Source organism: Streptococcus sp. CF8_Ac1-9, from assembly GCF_024295565.1.
GTDB classification, from domain to species: Bacteria; Bacillota; Bacilli; order Lactobacillales; family Streptococcaceae; genus Streptococcus; species Streptococcus parasanguinis_X.
This window is the reverse complement of sequence record NZ_JANCOY010000002.1, coordinates 222,615-242,324: the sequence shown is the minus strand read 5'-3', so window position 1 is coordinate 242,324 and position 19,710 is coordinate 222,615. Positions and strand designations below refer to the sequence as shown.

The following is a 19,710-nucleotide window of genomic DNA, read 5'->3' as shown; positions in this document are numbered from 1 at the left end:
CACAACGATTTTTGCCTGAAAAGAGGACAGACCACTTAGCCTTCTCTTATGATTTAGGCAAGAGACACTACAGGTCTTTTAATTTCTTAAGAAACTGACGATCTCTGTATAGATTCAAGTGTTGCTCTGCCACCTTCTTGTAGTAATTCTTATCTTCTTTCAAGAAGGTGCTCAGGGCAGGAGCGAGCTCTTCTCCCTTCTCCTTTTGATCAGATAAGAAAGCCAATAGATAATGAACCATCCCCTTATCCCGCGAATTGGCAGATGGATTCATCGTCCTTTCTTTTCGAGCCAGATAATCCGCAACCTTCTCCTGATCCCCTTGCTGACAAGCAATCAAGGATTGGTAAAATTCGAGCAATTCTTCCTTCCAAGGGAAACGAACACTGGATAAAATCTTCTGAGCTCTGTCAAAACAGCGGCGAGCTTGAATCAAATCTCCCTTCCAATAATAGGCGATCCCAAGATCAATATCAAAGACGACACGGACAGAATCAACAGCTTGATCTCCCACCAAACGCAGAACCTCTTCTAAGTGGGTGACCGCTACTTGGAAATGCCCTCTCACTTGCTCGATTTCAGCGAGGTAGGCCAAAGAAGCTGCAATTTGAATGGCATACTTGGCCTGCATGCTATTGGTCAAACTAAAGCAATCAATGGAGCGATACAGATGCCGGGTCGCCTGCTCCTCATCCCCAACCATCAGGTGATACAAGCCCTTCAAACGCAACTGGATCGCAATGACCTCATGATTATTAGCTTGGATGGCATCTTCCAAAGCCAAATCTGTATAATAGGCCATCTCAGAGATATTTTCCGTTTGAATGCAATAATAAATGATTTGCCGATAACCCTCTAAGAGGAAGTCGGATTGCTTGAGTTCCCGCGCATAGGAGATGACTTTTTGGATATCATGAATCCCCTTTTGATACTCCCCACTTCGAATAAAATAGCGACCTTCTAGGTACAAGTAACGCAGTTGTAAATGCTTGTATTCTCTATCTCTTTGGTGCCTTGAAAAGAGGTTATCTAATTCTTGGCGAATGCGGGATAGCTCTCCAAAAATGTCCAAATGGCTATTTGTACCATCTGATAGGAACCCCTCATCTACCTTGGAATAAATCGGAAACAGCTCATGCTCCAGCTGAAGGATTTCTTCTAAATAGGTCAACTCAAACGATAAGGAGCGCAAGAGATTTTGCGATTGCTTGTATTGGTAGGCAATTTCCTTATAAAGAGGAAGGTCCGTCGAATCTTCTAAAGTTTCTTCCAATTTTTGCGCAATTTGTTGGTGGAAGAGCCGCCGTCTAGCTGGCGAAAGAAGATGGTAAAAGTACATGGCTACCAATTGCTTGCAGAATTGAACCATGAGAGCCTCTCCTTCTTCTACGATTGAGACGATCGCTCTTTCAGATAAAGGCTCGATTAATTCAGTCAAAACAGGAAGCTCTGTAGCGGTCAATTCTGCCAAGATAGACAGGGAGATTGGCTTATGAAAACAAGATAGGTAGTGTAGAAGAGCCTCTTCCTCGCTGCCCATATCCCCAAGCTCCTGAGTAAGATAAGCTTGAATGATATCAGGCAAGGGTTCTAAATTTTCATTTTCTTTCCACTCTTCGATATAGCTGGACAGCAAGAACGGACTGCCTTCACTCCATTCGACCATCTGCTCCATCACTGCCGGCTCTATTGCTCCCAGTTCCCCTTTCAAGAGAGCACGACTTTCACTTGGATCAAAATTGGTCAACTCTAGTTGAGACAGCCTTTTCTCTACCTTCAAGCTCCCCAAGAAGTTGACGAAGGAAGCTGGCAGAGGCTCTTCAGCTGTAAAAATTAGTTGCCATTTCTCCTGGTTTCTTCTTTCCTCTAGTCGTTTCACTTTTTCTAGAGACACTGCATCAATCCACTGGGCGTTTTCAAGCAGAATCAGGAGCGGTTTTTCTTTGCTAAGGCTCTGAAGCTGATTCCATACCGAAATGAGATCATCCTCCTCTTCCAGAAGGGAAATCCCCATCTCATCCCCCAGTTTCTCTAGCGCTTGTCTGAGATCATTCCAGCTGCTTCCTTCGTATCGTTGACTAGTAGCTCTTCCTTCCACCTTGATAAAGTTAAAACTGCGATTGGACATCAAGACCAACTGCCGCAAGAGACGTTTCTTGCCTGTTCCAGATTGCCCCATCACGAGAAAAGGACCAACCGCTTCACCCGTCTCGACTAAGGAAAGGTATTCCTCGAGTTGCGAGAGTTCTTGTTTCCGACCAAAGAAAGAAAGTTCACGAATATTCAAGCGATTGGTCAGTTTATGAGTTCGTTTGGCTTCCAAAACCGAGTGATAAAGTTCCTCAATTGCTCGACTGGGACGCACACTGAGCTCGCGATCCAATAAATCGACTAGCTTATAATAGGTTTCAAAAAATTTTCCTAGCTGATGATGGAAGCTATAATACTCCATCAAGAGCTGGTAGTTTTTCTCTTCAAATTCATCCAGCTCTACCAAATGATGGAGCAAGAGTTCTATACTAGGATCTGCAAAACCGACCTGCTCAATTTTTTGATAGCAACTTTCGACATAGAGCTTCCTATAAGCATCTCGTTTGCGAGAAGCCCACTGGTCAAAGTCTTCATCATCCTTGACATAGAAGCCCTCTAGAAAGTCTCCCCGATAAAGATCCAAGGCACTTAGTGGATCTCTTTCAAAGAGCTGAACATCCAAAGAAAGACTCAACTCAGGATTAAGAGCCAAACTACTTCTGCTTGGTGAGACAATGATATCTCCTTCAAAGATTTTATTGGCTTGGTAAACCGTATTCCGTAAGTTTTTGCGAGCTACTTGGTTTTCCTTATCTCCCCAAAGGATACCGGCGATTTCATCACGGTTGACTTGGCCCATGACCGCTAAATAATAAAGCAAGGCCTCCATCTTCGAAAAAGAAAACCGAATAGTTTTCTGATTGAAAACAACCTTAGGGGGTCCAAATAACTTTAACGTGAGATCTTTCTTCATTGCAAGCGCCTCCAAAAACTTCATATTAATACTATAAAAAAAAAGTTGGCTTTTAGCAAGTGATTTATCCAAATAAAAAGAGATTGAGAACGATTCTTTCTCAATCTCTACACTTCCTACTAAAAGTGTTGATTAATTCACTTCAAAATTCGGTTGATGATCAAATAAAGCCTTTGTTGCTTGGTAGACGTGGTAAGCGACATCTTCATTGTTCATGGTGTAAAGGTGGACTCCAGCCACATCTTGAGTAACCAAATCAACAATTTGATCGACTGCATAAGCAAGTCCTGCTGCTCTGAGTGACTCAGGATCATGCTCATACTTGTCCAGAATGGCTTTAAACTTCCGTGGGATATGAACATTTTCACAAGTCTTAAGGAGACGAAGGGCCTGATTGCGATTGAGAATCGGCATCACTCCTGCATGAATAGGAACATTGATCCCAGCCAAGGTACACTTATCTTGAAAATCATAGAAACGCTCATTGTCAAAGAAAAGTTGAGTGACCAAACTAGAGCATCCTGCATCTACCTTCTTTTTAAGATTTTGAATATCTGAAATTTGGTTTGGAGAATCTGGGTGTCCCTCAGGATAGCAGGCACCAATCACCTCAAAATGGGGCGCTTCTGTTTTGATAAATTCAATCAGATCCGTTGCATAACGAAAGTCTTTTAAAGGTTCCACACCAGGGATAATATCCCCACGCAGAGCCAAAATCCGATGAACCCCTACTTGATCTAACTCATGAAGAGTATCGGCCACTTTTTCCTTGCTCAAATAAACGGCTGGCAAGTGAGCAATTGTCGGAATAGACAATTCATTTTGAATATAATTGGCTAAAGCAACCGTCGTCTCTTTGATATTGTATTTATTATTGCTAGCGGTCACACTAATAAAGTGAGGAGCTAGCTCCTGCATATTTGCCAAGGCACGTAAGAGTTTGGCATTGCCTACTTCAGGATTTGGAGGAAAAACTTCAAATGACAGAGACGGTGTGTGTTGTGACATATTCTATCCTTTTCTTTTGTTTCTTTGATCAAGAACTCTGAGCCACTATTTCTAGGATAAGGGAACGATTCGAAAACCCTCTACACGATGATAGAAGGTCCTCGAAACAGTTCTTACAAGTGTTCACGCGCTTCTTTAGCGGCATTAACGAGTTTGATCAAGCTTTCTTTTGTTTCTTTAATTCCACGAGTCTTCAAACCACAGTCAGGGTTGATCCAAACTTTGCCACTTGGTACTTTAGCCAAGATTGCTTCGATGGTGTGATCAATTTCACCGTCTTGTGGGACACGTGGTGAGTGGATATCGTAAACCCCAGGTCCAACTTCTGTTTGGAAGTTTTTGGCTTTCAACTCATCCAAGATTTCAAGGTTTGAACGGCTAGCTTCAAATGAGATAACGTCCGCATCCAAGTTATCGATCGCTGGGATGATATCTGTAAATTCTGAGTAACACATGTGAGTGTGGATTTGGGTATCTGGCGCTACAGTTGAGTGTACCAAACGGAAGGCTGGAATCGCCCAGTCAAGGTAATCTTCGTACCAGTCGCTACGACGAAGTGGCAATTTTTCACGAAGAGCAGCTTCGTCGATTTGGATGATTTTCACACCTGCAGCTTCAAGGTCAAGAACTTCATCCTTGATGGCAAGAGCGATTTGAAGAGTAGAATCCTTGATAGAGATGTCTTCACGTGGGAATGACCAGTTAAGGATGGTAACAGGTCCAGTCAACATCCCTTTAACAGGTTTGTCCGTACGGCTTTGTGCGTAGCTAGACCATTTCACAGTGATTGGATTGAGACGAGTGACATCACCCCAGATGATTGGTGGTTTCACCCCACGCATACCGTATGATTGTACCCAACCGTTTTTAGAGAAGAGGTAACCTGACAAGTTTTGACCGAAGTACTCAACCATGTCGTTCCGCTCGAATTCACCGTGTACAAGCACGTCAAATCCAACTTCTTCTTGCCATTTGATCCATTCGTCAATCGTTTCAGCAAGGAAGGCATCGTATTCTTCTTGTGTCAATTCACCCTTACGGAAGGCCAAACGTTTAGCACGAACTTCCTTGGTTTGAGGGAATGAACCGATGGTAGTTGTTGGAAGTGCTGGAAGCTTGAAGGCTTCTTTTTGGATTTCTTCACGTTCTGTGAAAGCTGGCAAACGAGTGTAGTCTGCTTCTGTCAAAGCTGCGATGCGAGCATGAAGTTCAGCATTTGCTCCAACGCGTTCTGTTGCAAAGAGTTCTTTGTTGGCAGCAAGAGCTTCCGCCCCTTGACCATTGCGGATAGCATCCAAGTCACGCAATTCACCCAATTTTTCAACCGCAAAGGCGAAGTGGTTCAAAATAGCTGGTTCAAAATCTTCGTTAGCCGTTGTAAATGGCACATGAAGAAGGGAGCAAGAAGTCGTCAAGACAACCTTTTCAGCTGGAACTTGATCCAAGATTTCCAAGCTCTTTTCATAGTTATTGCGCCAGATGTTTTTCCCATTCACAATACCAGCATAAAGGGTCTTATCAGCTGGGAAGCCACCTTTCACCAATTCAAGTGTTTTCTTCCCTTCAACAAAGTCAAGACCGATACCATCTACTGGCAAGTTTACAAGGTCATTGTAGACATCACGAACATCACCAAAGTAAGTTTGGATCAAGACTTCAAGACCTTTCTTGTCAGCCAAGAGTTTGTTGTAGAGGTTCAAGAAGAGAGCTTTTTCTTCAGCTGTCAAATCTTTAACAAGAGCTGGCTCATCGAGTTGAATACGAGTCGCACCAAGCTCAGCCAATTTGGCAAAAACTTCTTGGTAAGCAGCAACCAAGCTGTCTACGAAGTCCTCAGCTTTCACACCATCTTCAAAGTCAGATAATTGAAGGAATGTGAATGGTCCAACAACTACTGGACGAGTGTTGATCCCCAATTCTTTGGCTTCTTGGTACTCATCAAAAATCTTGTGACCAGCCAATTTCACTTCTGTTGTTTTTTCAAATTTAGGAACAATGTAATGGTAGTTCGTGTTGAACCATTTTTTCATTGGAAGGGCACGCACATCCCCTTTTTCACCTTGATAACCACGCGCCAAAGCAAAGTATTGTTCAAGGTCTGTCAAATCCAAGTTTTGAACAGATGCAGGCACGACGTTGAAAAGGAAGGCTGCATCAAGAAAATTGTCGTAATGTGAGAAGTCATTTGAAGGAATCTCTGAGATGCCTTGTTCTTTAACAATGTTCCAGTGTTTAGCACGCAAGTCTTTAGCAGCTGCCAAGAGCTCGTCTGCTGAGATTTCTTTTCTAAAGTATTTTTCAGTTGTAAATTTTAATTCACGGAATTCACCCAAACGTGGGAAACCGATAATTGTAGTTGACATGTTGTGTCCTCCAAAAATTCTAATTGACACTATCATATCAGAAGATAGCCGTCTTGTATAATTGCTTTTACACGAATTTTGATATAGCCAATAACTATAACATGGATTTAATGTGCCTTGAGACTAGAAATTAAAAGTAAAAACTAGGACTTCTTATAAATATTTCCTATAACCCAAGCATCCCCAAAACCATTTTTGAGCGGATTGCACTAGAAGAACAGCCCCAAAAAAGTAAAGCAGGCCTTCTCTATTGAGAAAGACCTGCTTCTACGAGGAAGTAATTCCCTCTATTTTTCTTACTTTTATTAGGCTAATTTGACACAGAAGGCATCCCAAGGTGCCAACCTGCCTGATTCGAGGACTTGTTCTACTTTGGTATTGGCAATGAGAACCTCTTCAACCCCATTGACGAGCGGTAAGTCTTGCTCTTGACTGGAGAGATTGACAACCACCAGATAGGCTTGCTCTCCTTCTACCCGCTTGTAGGCAAAAACCTTGTCTGCTGCGTCCACCAATTCATAATCAGCAGTCACAAGCCAAGGGTGTTCTTTTCTCAAAGCAATGAGGGCTTGGTAGGTATAGAAAATGGAGTCTGGATCTGCTAGGGCAGCCTCCACATTGATCTCTTTGTAGTTTGGGTTGACCGCAAGCCATGGACGACCTGTCGTAAAGCCAGCTTCTGCTTCATCATTCCACTGCATCGGTGTCCGGGCATTGTCCCGACCAATATGACGAATTTGATCCATGATCACTTCGAGCGGAATCCCTTTTTCTAAGGCTTCATGAGCATAGTTGATTGACTCGATATCTTCTACGTCCTCAAGGCTCTTAAATGGATAATTGGTCATCCCGATTTCTTCCCCTTGATAGATATAAGGAGTTCCCTTCATCAAGTGAAGCAAAATCGCTAAAGCCTTGGCAGATTTGACACGGTAGTCGCCATCATCCCCCCAAGTTGACACAATCCGTGGCAAATCGTGGTTGTTCCAGAAGAGGGAATTCCAGCCTTCCTCTTCTCCTAATTCCGTCTGCCACTTGGTGAAAATTTCCTTCAATTTAGGCACATCCAATTCCTTAGCGTAGTGCCACTTTGGTTGACCCGGTTGGTATTGAAGGCCGATGTGTTCAAATTGGAAGACCATGGACAATTCTTGATTTTTTGGATTGGAGTACTGCTTGGCAATCTCTGGAGTCGCCCCCCAAGTTTCTCCTACTGTGAGCAGATCCTTATCGCCAAAGGTCGCTTGATTCATTTCTTTCAAGTAAGGATGGAGCATGGGACCATTGCTGATGATTTCCTGATCTGGGATCTTACCGATCATATCGATCACATCCATACGGAAGCCACCAATTCCCTTGTCAATCCAGAAATTCATCATGTCATAGATCTGATGACGGAGTTCCTCATTTTCCCAGTTGAGATCTGGTTGCTTCTTACTAAAGTTATGCAGGTAGTATTGGCCTGATGCTTCATCCAATTCCCAAGCAGAGCCACTAAAAGCAGAAATAATACCATTGGGCTCATCGCGCCAAATATAGAAATCCCGCTTTGGACTGTCTGGGTTTTCACGTGCCTCAATAAACCAAGCATGCTCATCAGAGGTATGGTTAACCACCAAGTCCATAATGATTTTGATCTTGCGTTTATGACCTTCTGCGATCAATTCTTCCATATCTTCCATGGTACCAAAGATGGAGGCAATATCCTCGTAATCCGAGATGTCATAGCCGTTATCATCCATGGGACTCTTGTAGACTGGTGAGAGCCAGATGGCTGTAATCCCAAGCTTTTCCAGATAGTCTAGCTTGCTCGTGATCCCCTTGAGATCCCCGATGCCATCGCCATTACTATCCTTGAAACTTTTTGGATAAACTTGGTAAATTACGGCATTATGCCACCATTTTTGTTCCATTTTTTCTTCTCCTTTATGATTGTGAAATCACTTTCATCATACAAAAATAGGGGTGAAATTGCAAGAATTTAAAAGTCTTCATTCTCTTCACTGGAATAAATCACTTCAAAGAGACGTTGGCGCAAGCCTTCCTCCAAAGGCGTGATGACCTTCATCAACTGTTTCCAATCCTTGGCTCTTGAACAAGCCGCAAATAATTCATTTTTCCTATCGTAGGCCAGGTTGGCAGATTTTAAGAGCTCAAACATCCGATCTTCTTTGGCAATCGGACGCGATTGCAGCTCACCCATCGCAATTTCCTGACTTTGATTGTCCACTAAGATAGGGGCTGTATCAAAGGTATGGAGCAAGAAACGGTGCTGTCTCTTTTCAGGAAGCAAGGCTAGATCACCTGTTAAATCCAGACTAATCTTTCTTTCATCCCAATCGACTGTTAGGCGGGTTTCAACCTTGCTAGCTCCTTCTCCTTCGACGAGTACGAAGGAACGATTGTCACCTGGGAAGAGATGCCAGTCCAGCATTTCTGGAAGGTCTACTCCTGTCTGTGGTTGTGCATCCATAGGGATGATGGCTCCCGCACGTGCAAAGACTGGAATATCCTGGCTGGTCCTAAAGACCGTGAGCTTGCCTCTTCCTTCATACTTCCAATCATGGAAGAAATCATACCAAACGCCATCTGGGAACCAAACACTCACAGAAGCACTATGAAAGACAGGATCCAGCGCTTCGGTAATTGGCGCCACCATGAGTTCACTGCCAAAGAAATATTGATTCTTAGCTTCATAAGCCTCTTCTTCGTTTGGGTAGTGGTAATAAAGGGGTTGAACCAAGGGCAGCCCTTCTTCGTGCGTCGCAACATTCATGGTGTAGAGATAAGGCAGTAAGCTATGGCGCAGGCGCAAATACTGCTTCATCAAGCGACAGGTCTCTGGCGAGTAAAACCACGGTTCCTTGCTGTTAAAGGCATTACAAGAACTATGAAGACGATTAATCGGGCTAAAAACCCCAAACTGCAACCAACGAAGAGCCAAGTCTTCATCATAGTAGCCCCGCATATGGCCACCGATATCATGACTCCACCAGGTGTAGCCGATATTGGAAGCTGTGCTGGTAAAATAGGGTTGAAAGGCTAGGGATTCCCAAGTCACAATAGTGTCCCCTGAAAAACCAATCGGATACCGATGACTGCCAGGACCCCCATAACGCGATAAGATGAGACCAGCTTGGCCTTTTCGACAATTGTCTAGATAATGATAGTGATTTAACAACCAAAGGGGATCCATCTTGCCATGACTACCTTGTTGCCAATCAATCCACCAAAAATCCACTCCCTGATCTTCCAAAGGATGGTGGACATCTTCGAAATAAGCTTCGCGAAAGGCTGGACTATAAAAGTCAAAGCTAGCCGCTTCTTCCTTTTCCGCATCCAGTCCCAAGCGTTTTGCGACCATGGGATAAGCATCTTCGAAGGCGCGAATTCCATCTGCCGGATGGACATTTAAGGTCACCTTTAAACCACGCTCATGCAGGCCATTTAAGAAGGCAGCTGGATCAGGAATCAAATCCCGGTTCCAACTATAGCCAGTCCAACCACTTCCAAAGCGAGCAGGAATCGCCGTCTTGTGCCAATCCATATCGATCACACTGACTGCAAGAGGCACCCCTTCTGCTTTGAAACGATCCATCAAATCTGTGTACTCCTGACTGGTATAAGGCCAATAGCGACTCCACCAGTTTCCCAGAGCATAACGTGGCAAGAGGGGTGGCTGTCCTGTCAGATGGTAAAAATCTTTCAAGGCACCTAGATAATCGCGCCCATAACCGAAGAAATACAGATCCACCTCTGGATAGGGCCGTGCTCTAAACCCACTTTCGTCATCATACAAGTAGGAAGCAGAATCATCTAAAAGAGCATAGCCTGCTTTGCTTAAGATTCCATCTTCCAGCTCCATAGCCCCATCGACCTCGTCAAGCGTCCGACTGGTCCCCTTTAAGGTCTCCGGCTGATCTCCATAGTACCACCGGCTCCCATAGACTGCATACTGACCCTTGAGTTCAATATAAAGTCGATCCGGTGCAAACCGTCCTTTTTCAAAATGGAGGTGGAGATGCTCAGTATGAAGATCAAGGACCTCTTCTGTCTCTACAACCTCGCAGGCAACAGGTCCAAAATCACGATTTTGCACAACTTGCGTCTGACCATCTTCAAAAACACCATCCTCTGAGTATTCCAAGCGCACCAAAGATTCCGTTAATACGGAGATTCGGTAGTTCTCTCCCTGTATCACTGATCCTGCCATTTGTCGTTCCTCCGCTTTTTATCTGCTTCGCCTCACCATGTAAGCGTTTACGATTTTACTATAGCACTCAAAAAAAAGCCTGTCAACACCTGACAGAGCCTTTCCTAACATTTTATAAGATCAACTTCCCCAATGGATCAAGAGATACATGAGACTCGATCCAAACATATCTGCCAAGGCATGCATGAGGAAAAATGGCAAGAGATTCTTGACGACCTTGATGACGGACGTTAGGTGAAATTATCCGGTGGATGATTTCAGCAATCAAGGAAGTTCCATGACTAAATTAAGATACAGAGGGCGTCTGCGGAGTAAAAATTAAAAATCATTTTTCTGCAGAATCATTTCACCTATTTTAGTTAAAAAATAGGTGATCAACATTCTGAAACGATTAGTCTAACAAGTCTTGGATTCTGTCCAAATACTGATTGTCTGTCACTGCCATCACGTGTACCTCAGCTGGCCAAACAAAATCTGGGCCCAGCTGGCTCCGTAGGGGCTGGTCTTCTCCATCTCGATAGCCGATGATATTGAGTTGATATTGGTCTCTGATTTCCAAGTCTCGGATACTTTTTCCTACCCAGCTAGCTGGAACCGTAAACTCGACCACCACCACTTCTTCATCCAACTGGAAAACTTCAATCCGATGTTGGAAAAGAATCATTTTAGCGAGGGACATGCCTGCTTCTACCTCCGGCAGGATAACCAGATCAGCCCCAATCTTTTCCAGAACTTCTTTGGTCACTTCGTTTTTGACCTTAGCAATGACGTGCTCGACTCCAAGCGCCTTACAGTGCATGACAGCCAGCACACTGGACTCCAGATTTTCACCGGTCGCGATCACGACTGTGTCACAGTTCCCAATATCTGCTGCATCCAAGAGGTCCATTTCTGTAATGTCTCCAACAATTCCAGTCGTAATCATGGATTCATATTGGTTGATCACATCTGCGTGATCATCAATCGCAATAATATCCACATCCTGGTCTTGCAGGGTTTTCAGGACACTCTGTCCAAAAATTCCTAATCCTAAAATTCCAATGGTTCGATTCGCCATGAGTTTCTCCTATCCGATAATGATGTCTGCCTTGGCATACTGCAAGGTATCTGCTTTCTTGGCTTGGTAATTGTTCAAGCTAACCATGAGGGTCAAAGGGCCGATCCGACCGATAAACATAAGCACCATGATGATCCCCAGCCCTGCTCCATTTAAGGTCGAGGTCACATTGGCTGTCACGCCTACTGTCGCTAGAGCCGATACTACCTCAAAGACCAAATAAATAAAGCGTTGGCCATCCGGCGTCACCAAACAGATTCCTAATAGACCCACTAAGAAGGTCAACTGGAAAATCACCGCCGTCCCAAAGGAACGTTGGACAATGTCTGGTGAAATCGTACGTTTTCCTAAATTGGTATGTGGTAGCCCCAATAGTTCCTTCCGAGCCAGGAGCAAGAGGACCAGGAAGGTGGTGATCTTCATGCCCCCTGCTGTCCCGCCTGGCGCTCCACCTAAAAACATCTGCAAGAGATAGACGAAGAGCGTCACTGGTCGGACTGCTGTATAATCTAAGGATGCAAAACCAGCTGTCCGCATGCTGACGGTTTGGAAGAAGCTGACCAAGATCTTCTCTCCTAATGGAAGGGCCCCAATGGTTGCCGGATTATCAAACTCGGTCAAAAGACTAGTCACTGTCCCAAAGAGAAGGATCGCCGCTGTTAACCAGAGAACCACCTTGGTATGGAAGCGAAGAGTTCGCCGTCCCGATTGATTACGGGCCTTGGTGGCTAGGTCAAACCAGACCATGAAGCCCAAGCCCCCAGTAATAATAAGGGCAGACAAGGTCAGATTGACCAACCAATCGGTCTGGAAGCTCATCATGCTATCGCCTCCAAAATTATCAAAGCCCGCATTACAAAAGGCCGAGACCGCAACAAAGATGGAGTTAAAGATCCCATGGCCCCAGCCAAAGCGAGGGATAAAGCGGGTCATGAGGAGCAAGGCCCCCACCCCTTCGATGGTAAAGGTCGTAATAAAGATGGAGCGGACAAAACGGGCTAAGCTCTGGTTATTGCTAAAACTAAAACTGTCCCGAATGGTCTGCCGGTCCTTGTAACTAAGTTTTTGGCGACCTTCCATAAAGAAGAGACCAATAAAGGTCAAGATCCCTAGGCCTCCGATCTGGATCAAGAGCATACAAATCAATTGCCCCCAACCATTATAGGTCGAAGCCACCGACTGGGTAAAGAGCCCCGTCACACAGACCATGGAGACCGCTGTAAAGAGGTGGTCGATATAGCCTGCTTTTGAGCTCGCTTGCTGGACAAAAGGCAGACTCAATAATAGCGAGCCCACCAGGATAACCAAGGCAAAGCTGAGAAAGATTCGCCTTGCCGGAGACAGGCTTTTAATTTTGGCCTGCCATTGTTTAAAAAATAATTTGACTAACATAGCTTCATTGTATCATAAAAAGTGAAAAGACCTACAAGTGATGAACCATCTCTAGGCACAATTCTAGGGCCTTCTCAAAAGCTTCAGCCCCCCAGTCACGCTGGTCATAATTTTCCAGGTCTGCAAGAGAATCTGCGGTAAATAGGAGCAAGCCCCAAACTACATCACGAAGCTGGGCGACTGCTGCAAGTGAGGCACACTCCATCTCCACAACACGGCACCCTTCTTCAATGCGATAAGCTACCTTGTCAGGTGTTTCTCTATAAAAACCGTCCGTCGACCAGGTCATGACCTCTTGATAAGGAATATCTTTTCCTTTCAAGACAGTTTCGATGGCGGTCAGTGCACGACTGTCCACCTCTATATAACGGGAGGGCGCCACATAATGGTAACTGGCTCCCTCATCTCGCAAGGCCTTGGTAGGGATCAAGAAGGCATTTTCTTCTATGTCCACCAAGACCCCACAGCTACCTGCCGATATAATCTTCTTCACCCCATAGCCAATCAACCAATCCATGAATTGGGCAGCAGCTGCAGATCCAACTGGCGCTTGGGCCAAGCAGATTTCCTCTCCTTGGTGCTCCATAACATAGACCGGATAGACCTTGGTAGCTGAGACAAAGCTAGCTACTTGTTTGGCTCCAACAGCTTTGGCAAAGCGATCAATCTCATCCTCCAGGAAAGCATAAACACATTTTTCGGGTAGGTGCAGGTCTAACCCCTCATGGGTCGGCATAATGACTGCCTGCGGATTGTCGTCAAACTCTAAAATGGGTATTTCATGTTTATGGATCATTGTTTCTCCTTTTTGACGAGTATTTCTTTAATGACACGGGCTGGGTTTCCTGCAAGGACCACATTGTCTCCAAAGGACTTGGTGACCACTGCCCCAGCGCCAGCGACCACATTATCACCCAGCGTCACTCCAGGAAGGATAGTAACGCCTCCTCCTGCCCAGAAGTTGTCTCCTATCGTAATCGGAGCTCCGTACTCGAGACCAGAATTGCGCTCGTCTGGATCCAGTGGGTGCAAGGGCGTCAAAAATTGGCAATTGGGACCAATCATGGCATTATTGCCGATCGTAATGGGACAAATGTCCAACATGGTCAAATTGTAATTGGCATAGAAATTTTCTCCTAGATGGATGTTGACCCCATAATCCACAAGAACCTGACGATTGAGATAGAGGTTTTCACCGGTTGATCCAAACCACTCTTTGATGATAGCTGCCCCTTTTTTAGGATCCACCTCTTGGTTAAAAGCTTCTTGTTTCTCCCGAGAGGATTGGGCCAAAGCCCGTAATTCAGGGTCCGCAGGTCTATAGTAGTCACCCGCAATCATTTTTTCATATTCACTGGCCATAAGGAAACCTCCACGTTATTTTGACATATTATAGCAGAATTCCCCCTTTAAAACAAACGTCAGAATAAGGGTTTGCAAGAAAAAAGATCGTAAACACTTAAAAAAACTTAACAAAACTTGCATCCACTTACAAAATGGTGTACAATGAAGACAAGAACAGAAATAAGGAGCGAATTCATGTACCAGGAACAGCGACTCGAAAAAATATTAGAACTCTTAGAAGAGCGAAAACAGCTATCGGCTAAAGAAATGGTTGATTACTTTAAGGTTTCAAAAGATACTATTCGCAGAGACTTTGCCCTTCTTAGCCAACGCCAGCTGGTCCGCAGAACCCATGGTGGTCTCCTTCCCTTAAACAAAGAACCCGGCCCTTCTTATCTAGACCGTAGTCAGAAAGCCAACAAGGAAAAGACTGCCATGGCTCAAAAGGCCCTGCAATTGATCCAAGATGGACAAGTGATCTTTCTCGATGTTTCCACCTCGATGACCCTGCTTGCTGGTTTGCTTAATAAGGAAGTCACAATCTATTCGCATTCCCTTGACAATGCCATCCAGCTCAGTAGCCATTCCCAGGTTGACTTTCATCTTTTAGGAGGAAAATTCTACCCTAAAAACCGCTTCTACTATGACGCGAATCAAGCACAAATACTGGACAATCTTCGCTTTGATCTCGCTTTTTTTGGAGCGAGTAGCTTAGCCAATGGCGAAGTCACCTTTGAGGATGCTGAAGACGTTGCCGTCAAGTCTCTCGTTTTTGAACGAGCTCGTACCAAGATCCTTGTGGCAGAAAGCAGCAAGTTCTCCCAAAATGCCAACTACTATCTTGCTCGTCTCAAGCAATTTGATTATTGGATTACCGACCAAAAACCAAGCCCTGAAATCCTTAAACAAGTCGGCAACGAAACCACTATTCTCTATTAGGAGGTAATCTTTATGTCTCACATTCGTCTCATCATCAGCGATATCGATGGCACCATCTTAAATGACCACCATCAGATCGATCCACAGTTAGCATCATTGATCCCGGATTTAAAGCGTGAAAAGATTCCTTTCGTGCTGGCCTCTGCTCGCTCTCCAAAAGGGATGGCACCCATTGCCAAAGAGCTCGGCATAGAAGACTGTCCTATGGCCTGCTACAATGGAGCCTTGATCCAAAAAGGAGAGCAGGTTCTGTTTGAGCATCCCTTAGACAAGATTGAAGCCCGTCAATTTATTGATTGGGCCAACCAACACTTTCCTCAGGTTTCGATCAACCTCTATAGTGGAAAAGACTGGATGACCGATCATCTCGACCAATGGAGCCAAGAGGAGGCCCGGATTACAGGAGAAAAACCTATCATTCTTCCCCTATTGGATCCTTTACTGGATGCGACAAAGCCCCTCCACAAATTGCTCTTAATTGGGGAAGCAGAAGAGATCCAAGCCCTCTATCGTGCTATTTCTACCGACGACTTCCCTTCTACCGCCTTTTATCTCTCCAAAGCCAACTACCTAGAAGTCACGGCTAAGCACGTCTCTAAAGAGGATGCTCTGGTTGAACTCGCCAACCACTACCACTTGATCTTAGAAGAAGTCCTCACCATGGGGGACAACTTCAATGACCTTCCTATGCTCAAAAAAGCAGGCATCGGGGTCGCTATGGGCAACGCTCCTCAAGAGGTGAAAGACGGAGCAGCAGTCGTGACAAAGACCAACAATGAAAACGGGGCTGGGCAAGCGGTTGAAACCTATGTGTTGATTTAGTCATCCGTTTAAAAAGGACGTCGAGTATAATACCCGACGTCCTTTTATAGATCTATTGACGAATGTATAGCACTAAAACTACACCATTTTCATATAAATGCTATCCCAACAATGTCTGCAGAATTGGAACCACAATCACAAATAAGACTGTGCTGAGAGTGACCACATTCGTTGAAAACTCAACATCACCTTTACCTTGATTGGCAAGGATAGGAAGAACTGCCAAGGCTGGTGTTGCTGATTGAATCATAAAGGTTCTAAATTCTGGTGCCACCATATTTGGAGAGAAGAACTTCAGAACCAAGAGCATGATGACCGGTGCAAGAATAAAACGACCAACCAGTGTGATAATGGTATCTTTATCAAAGCGAATCGTCTTAAGTCCTGCCTTAGCTAGGACGATACCGATATAGACAAGAGATAAGGGCGTTGTTAAACTACCAATATAAGTCAAGGTACTTTCCGCAAAACTTGGAACAGGAATACGCAACACCAAAAAGACGAGGGCTACGAGAAAACCTAATAAAGGAGCTGGGAAAAGCTTCTTCCAATTAAATGTTTGAGCCTGTTTTGAAGCCCCTTCTTTACTATCAGAAGTCATCAGATAGACACCTAATGTCCAAGTAGATACTGTATTTGTAATATAATAAACCAAGAAGTAAGGAAGGGCTTGATTTCCAAACAAAGCGATATTTAAAGGCAAACCAATAAATATGGTATTGGCATTAACAAAGGTATTAATCATAGTCCCTCGACGACCTGGGCGCACTTTAAAAACTTTCACTGCGATAAAGGCCGCTAGGTAACCAAGAATGAAGGCGATAAACGTGTACAACAAACCGCCAGACAAGCTAATCAGCTTATCTAAAGTTAAATATTTAAGAACAGAGGTGAAAATTGCAACAGGCATGGCCACGTTCATAATGAGCTTAGACAAGTCATTTCCGAAACTCTCTTGGAACCAACCGCGGACTTGCAAGAAATAACCAAGAATGATGATGACGATAATGGGTACAATACTCTGAATTGACGTTAAAAAGATTTCCATAGTCTCCCTTTCTATCTAACAAGACATACACAAAAGGTGTACGAGGCATCCCGTCGCACTCGTACACCCCATTCCCATTTACTTATTTATATTCTGGGTACCATTTCAAATCACGGACCGCTTTAGCCATATCTGTTTCTTGAGCACGCGCAAGACCTTGTTCTTGCGCTTTTTTAGCAACTGCTTCTGCTACTTTGATAGACACATCAGCTACATACTTGAATGGAGGTAAGACTGGTGCTCCTGGTTCGCCTGGATTGACAATACCACTCAATGAATGTGCGGCAGCTCCAATCATTTCATCCGTCAACAGACTCGCTTCAGAAGCCAGCATACCAAGTCCAAGACCTGGATAAATCAGTGCGTTATTCGCTTGACCAATCACGTAGTCCACACCTTTATAGGAAACTGTACCAGCTGGAATTCCTGTTGCAACAAATGCTTTTCCGTCTGACCATTCGATCAAATCTTTGGCACTTGCTTCAGCTAGTTTGGTTGGGTTTGACAATGGGAAAATGATAGGACGTTCAGTGTTTTCACACATAGCTTCTACAATTTCTTTTGTGAAAGTATTTGGCTGAGTTGAAGTTCCCACAAGAATGGTTGGTTTAACCGTCTTCACTACTTCAAGAAGGTCCGTCAACTGATCTGCATTGGCAAAATCAGAACGTTTCTTAGCAAATGGTTTTTGTTGCGGCGTTAAGTCATCCATATCATCAAAAAGGAGACCTTGTTTGTCGACCATAAAGAAGCGTTTATAAGCTTCTTCTTCAGGCAGACCTTCACTAACCATTTCACGAAGGACACGAGAAGCAATCCCTGCACCAGCAGTCCCACCACCATAGCAGAGATAAACTTGATCCGTTAATTTTTCACCTGTAATATCCAATGCCCCAAAGATCCCACCAAGGGTTACAATACCAGTTCCTTGGATATCATCGTTAAAGGTTGGGATTTGTTTTCGATATTTTTCAAGGATGTTGGCAGCATTTAAGCGACCGAAATCTTCCCAGTGAAGGTAGAGTTTAGGGAAAAGACGTTCTGCAGTTTGGACAAATTGATCGATAAAATCATAGTAACGATCACCACGCACACGTTCGTGGCGATTTCCCAAGTAATTAGGATTGTTACGAAGTTCTTCACGATTGGTACCTGCGTCAATGACCAAAGGAAGTACCATTGAAGGATCAATTCCTGCAGCTCCAGTATAGACCATCAGTTTCCCAACAGAAATATCGACACCATTTGTACCCCAGTCACCAATACCGAGAATACCTTCTGCATCTGTCACAACAATAAGACGAATTTCACGATCACCCGCTGCATTTTTCAAAGTCGCTTCGATATTTTCAGGGTGATTGATGTCAAGATAGGCCGCATATTGTGGGTCTACAAAAAGATCGCTATAGCCTTCGATGGTATCGGCAATAGTTGGATCATAAACAATGGGATTAAACTCTTCCAAATGTTGAGCAAATAGGTAGTAAAATAGAGTACGATTTGTATTAAAAATTTCCATTAGGAACAAACGTTTTTCCAAATCATTAACCTTTGTTTGCATTTGCGCATAAGTTTGCGCTGCTTGTTCTTCAATGGTTTGAACGTAAGGTGGTAGGAGGCCAATGAGACCTAGTTGCTTACGTTCCTCTAAAGTAAAGGCAGTTCCTTTATTGAGGAAAGGGTTGTTTAAAATATCATGTGCAGTCATCATGTGACCTCCTTATTAGTTTAATTTATTATACCACTTATTTGCATTAAATGACACTTTGTTCTATATATGATACAATATGAATGAATCACTCAATGAAAGTTCAGGCGATACAACCGAAAATGATGCGATTTCAATAGATAACAAAATAATAGGTTTATCCATCACTTCCTAGATAGTCACGGTCATCTCTTAAAAAAGCCTGTTCCTTTCCACCTTTTAGAAGGTTATTCTCATCAAAAGATCCACTGTTTTCAGGTACTCTTTTTTCCACTTATGATGATCAATACCTATAAAAACCATAGATAATAAATCTAAAATATGTTTGTTATAAAATACTTTGTTTTGTTTAAGGTGTTATTTTTGTCATTTAAAACTTGTATTCTGGTTACATGAAAACAAAACATTATTTACAACGGTATATAGCGCAAAAGGTCAAATATTTGCGAAAAAAACAAAACATGAGTCAAGAGGAGCTATCGGAACGGGCAGATCTTGGATTAAAATACATCAATCAATTGGAAAATCAAAACGTGAATCTGACCATTCACAGTCTTGAAAAAGTCATTGCTGCTCTTGAGTTAACGCCTGAAGAATTCTTCAATTTTAATTCACTCGAAGTGTCTTCAGATTCTACCGACAGCCTTTCACTTAAGAGAGTAAATATGAAAATTAAGCAACTTCCAGTTGGAAAAAGGGAGAAGATCCTAACGATTTTCGAAGATCTTTTAGATAGCCTTTAATGGTCCTCTGACTCACCTCAGATTGTAACAAACAAAAAATCATATAGTCAAATTAGCTATCACGGATAA

At 43.7% G+C, this 19,710-nt stretch carries 14 protein-coding genes and 1 pseudogene; 3 read left to right on the top strand and 12 right to left on the bottom strand.

Annotated elements, in window-relative coordinates:
• Positions 1–67: 67 nt before the first annotated feature.
• The 10 genes and pseudogenes from NML76_RS04620 to NML76_RS04575 all read right to left on the bottom strand — a co-directional run bounded on the left by NML76_RS04620 (position 68) and on the right by NML76_RS04575 (position 14,399).
• Complete coding sequence (locus NML76_RS04620) at positions 68–3,004, bottom strand: AAA family ATPase (RefSeq protein ID WP_254732835.1); 2,937 nt, start codon at positions 3,002–3,004, stop codon at positions 68–70.
• A gap of 132 nt (positions 3,005–3,136) precedes the next feature.
• A complete protein-coding gene (gene metF, locus NML76_RS04615) occupies positions 3,137–4,012 on the bottom strand; it encodes a methylenetetrahydrofolate reductase [NAD(P)H] (protein ID WP_118227861.1) in 876 nt (291 codons plus the stop codon).
• Positions 4,013–4,125: 113 nt separating this feature from the next.
• Positions 4,126–6,375, bottom strand: coding sequence for a 5-methyltetrahydropteroyltriglutamate--homocysteine S-methyltransferase (metE, locus tag NML76_RS04610; protein ID WP_118227860.1), 2,250 nt, complete (start codon positions 6,373–6,375; stop codon positions 4,126–4,128).
• A gap of 305 nt (positions 6,376–6,680) precedes the next feature.
• On the bottom strand, positions 6,681–8,288 hold the full coding sequence (locus NML76_RS04605; protein ID WP_254732833.1) for an alpha-glucosidase: 1,608 nt from the start codon (positions 8,286–8,288) through the stop codon (positions 6,681–6,683).
• Between the two features lie 68 nt (positions 8,289–8,356).
• The gene (locus NML76_RS04600) at positions 8,357–10,588 is read right to left on the bottom strand and encodes a glycoside hydrolase family 31 protein (protein ID WP_254732831.1); all 2,232 of its coding nucleotides are present in this window, start codon (positions 10,586–10,588) and stop codon (positions 8,357–8,359) included.
• 120 nt (positions 10,589–10,708) lie between these two features.
• Positions 10,709–10,804 (bottom strand): annotated as a pseudogene (locus NML76_RS04595) (CPBP family intramembrane glutamate endopeptidase); the annotation flags it as partial.
• A gap of 175 nt (positions 10,805–10,979) precedes the next feature.
• Positions 10,980–11,645: a TrkA family potassium uptake protein gene (locus tag NML76_RS04590; RefSeq protein ID WP_155172508.1), complete on the bottom strand. Its 666-nt coding sequence runs from the start codon at positions 11,643–11,645 to the stop codon at positions 10,980–10,982.
• 9 nt (positions 11,646–11,654) lie between these two features.
• On the bottom strand, positions 11,655–13,037 hold the full coding sequence (locus tag NML76_RS04585; protein WP_155172510.1) for a TrkH family potassium uptake protein: 1,383 nt from the start codon (positions 13,035–13,037) through the stop codon (positions 11,655–11,657).
• A 31-nt stretch (positions 13,038–13,068) separates the two neighbouring features.
• Positions 13,069–13,833, bottom strand: a complete 765-nt coding sequence (locus NML76_RS04580; RefSeq protein ID WP_254732829.1) for a nucleoside phosphorylase — start codon at positions 13,831–13,833, stop codon at positions 13,069–13,071.
• Positions 13,830–14,399: a sugar O-acetyltransferase gene (locus NML76_RS04575; RefSeq protein WP_031574556.1), complete on the bottom strand. Its 570-nt coding sequence runs from the start codon at positions 14,397–14,399 to the stop codon at positions 13,830–13,832. The genes NML76_RS04580 and NML76_RS04575 overlap by 4 nt, the downstream gene beginning before the upstream one ends.
• A gap of 177 nt (positions 14,400–14,576) precedes the next feature.
• Here NML76_RS04575 and NML76_RS04570 point away from each other — a divergent pair, with 177 nt between their 5' ends.
• Together NML76_RS04570 and NML76_RS04565 are read left to right on the top strand one after the other, a co-directional pair.
• The gene (locus tag NML76_RS04570; RefSeq protein WP_070588684.1) at positions 14,577–15,320 is read left to right on the top strand and encodes a DeoR/GlpR family DNA-binding transcription regulator; all 744 of its coding nucleotides are present in this window, start codon (positions 14,577–14,579) and stop codon (positions 15,318–15,320) included.
• A gap of 12 nt (positions 15,321–15,332) precedes the next feature.
• Complete coding sequence (locus NML76_RS04565; protein WP_070588681.1) at positions 15,333–16,142, top strand: Cof-type HAD-IIB family hydrolase; 810 nt, start codon at positions 15,333–15,335, stop codon at positions 16,140–16,142.
• 100 nt (positions 16,143–16,242) lie between these two features.
• On the opposite strand, the gene NML76_RS04560 is transcribed toward NML76_RS04565, so the two are convergent.
• Both NML76_RS04560 and NML76_RS04555 read right to left on the bottom strand, forming a co-directional pair.
• Positions 16,243–17,190, bottom strand: a complete 948-nt coding sequence (locus NML76_RS04560) for an AEC family transporter (protein ID WP_049506358.1) — start codon at positions 17,188–17,190, stop codon at positions 16,243–16,245.
• A gap of 82 nt (positions 17,191–17,272) precedes the next feature.
• A complete protein-coding gene (locus NML76_RS04555; protein ID WP_070466726.1) occupies positions 17,273–18,898 on the bottom strand; it encodes a malolactic enzyme in 1,626 nt (541 codons plus the stop codon).
• Between the two features lie 392 nt (positions 18,899–19,290).
• On the opposite strand from NML76_RS04555, the gene NML76_RS04550 reads away from it, so the two are divergent.
• Positions 19,291–19,641 carry a helix-turn-helix domain-containing protein gene (locus tag NML76_RS04550; RefSeq protein WP_070595451.1) on the top strand — a complete coding sequence of 117 codons (351 nt, stop codon included), beginning with the start codon at positions 19,291–19,293 and terminating at the stop codon, positions 19,639–19,641.
• Positions 19,642–19,710: the final 69 nt, after the last annotated feature.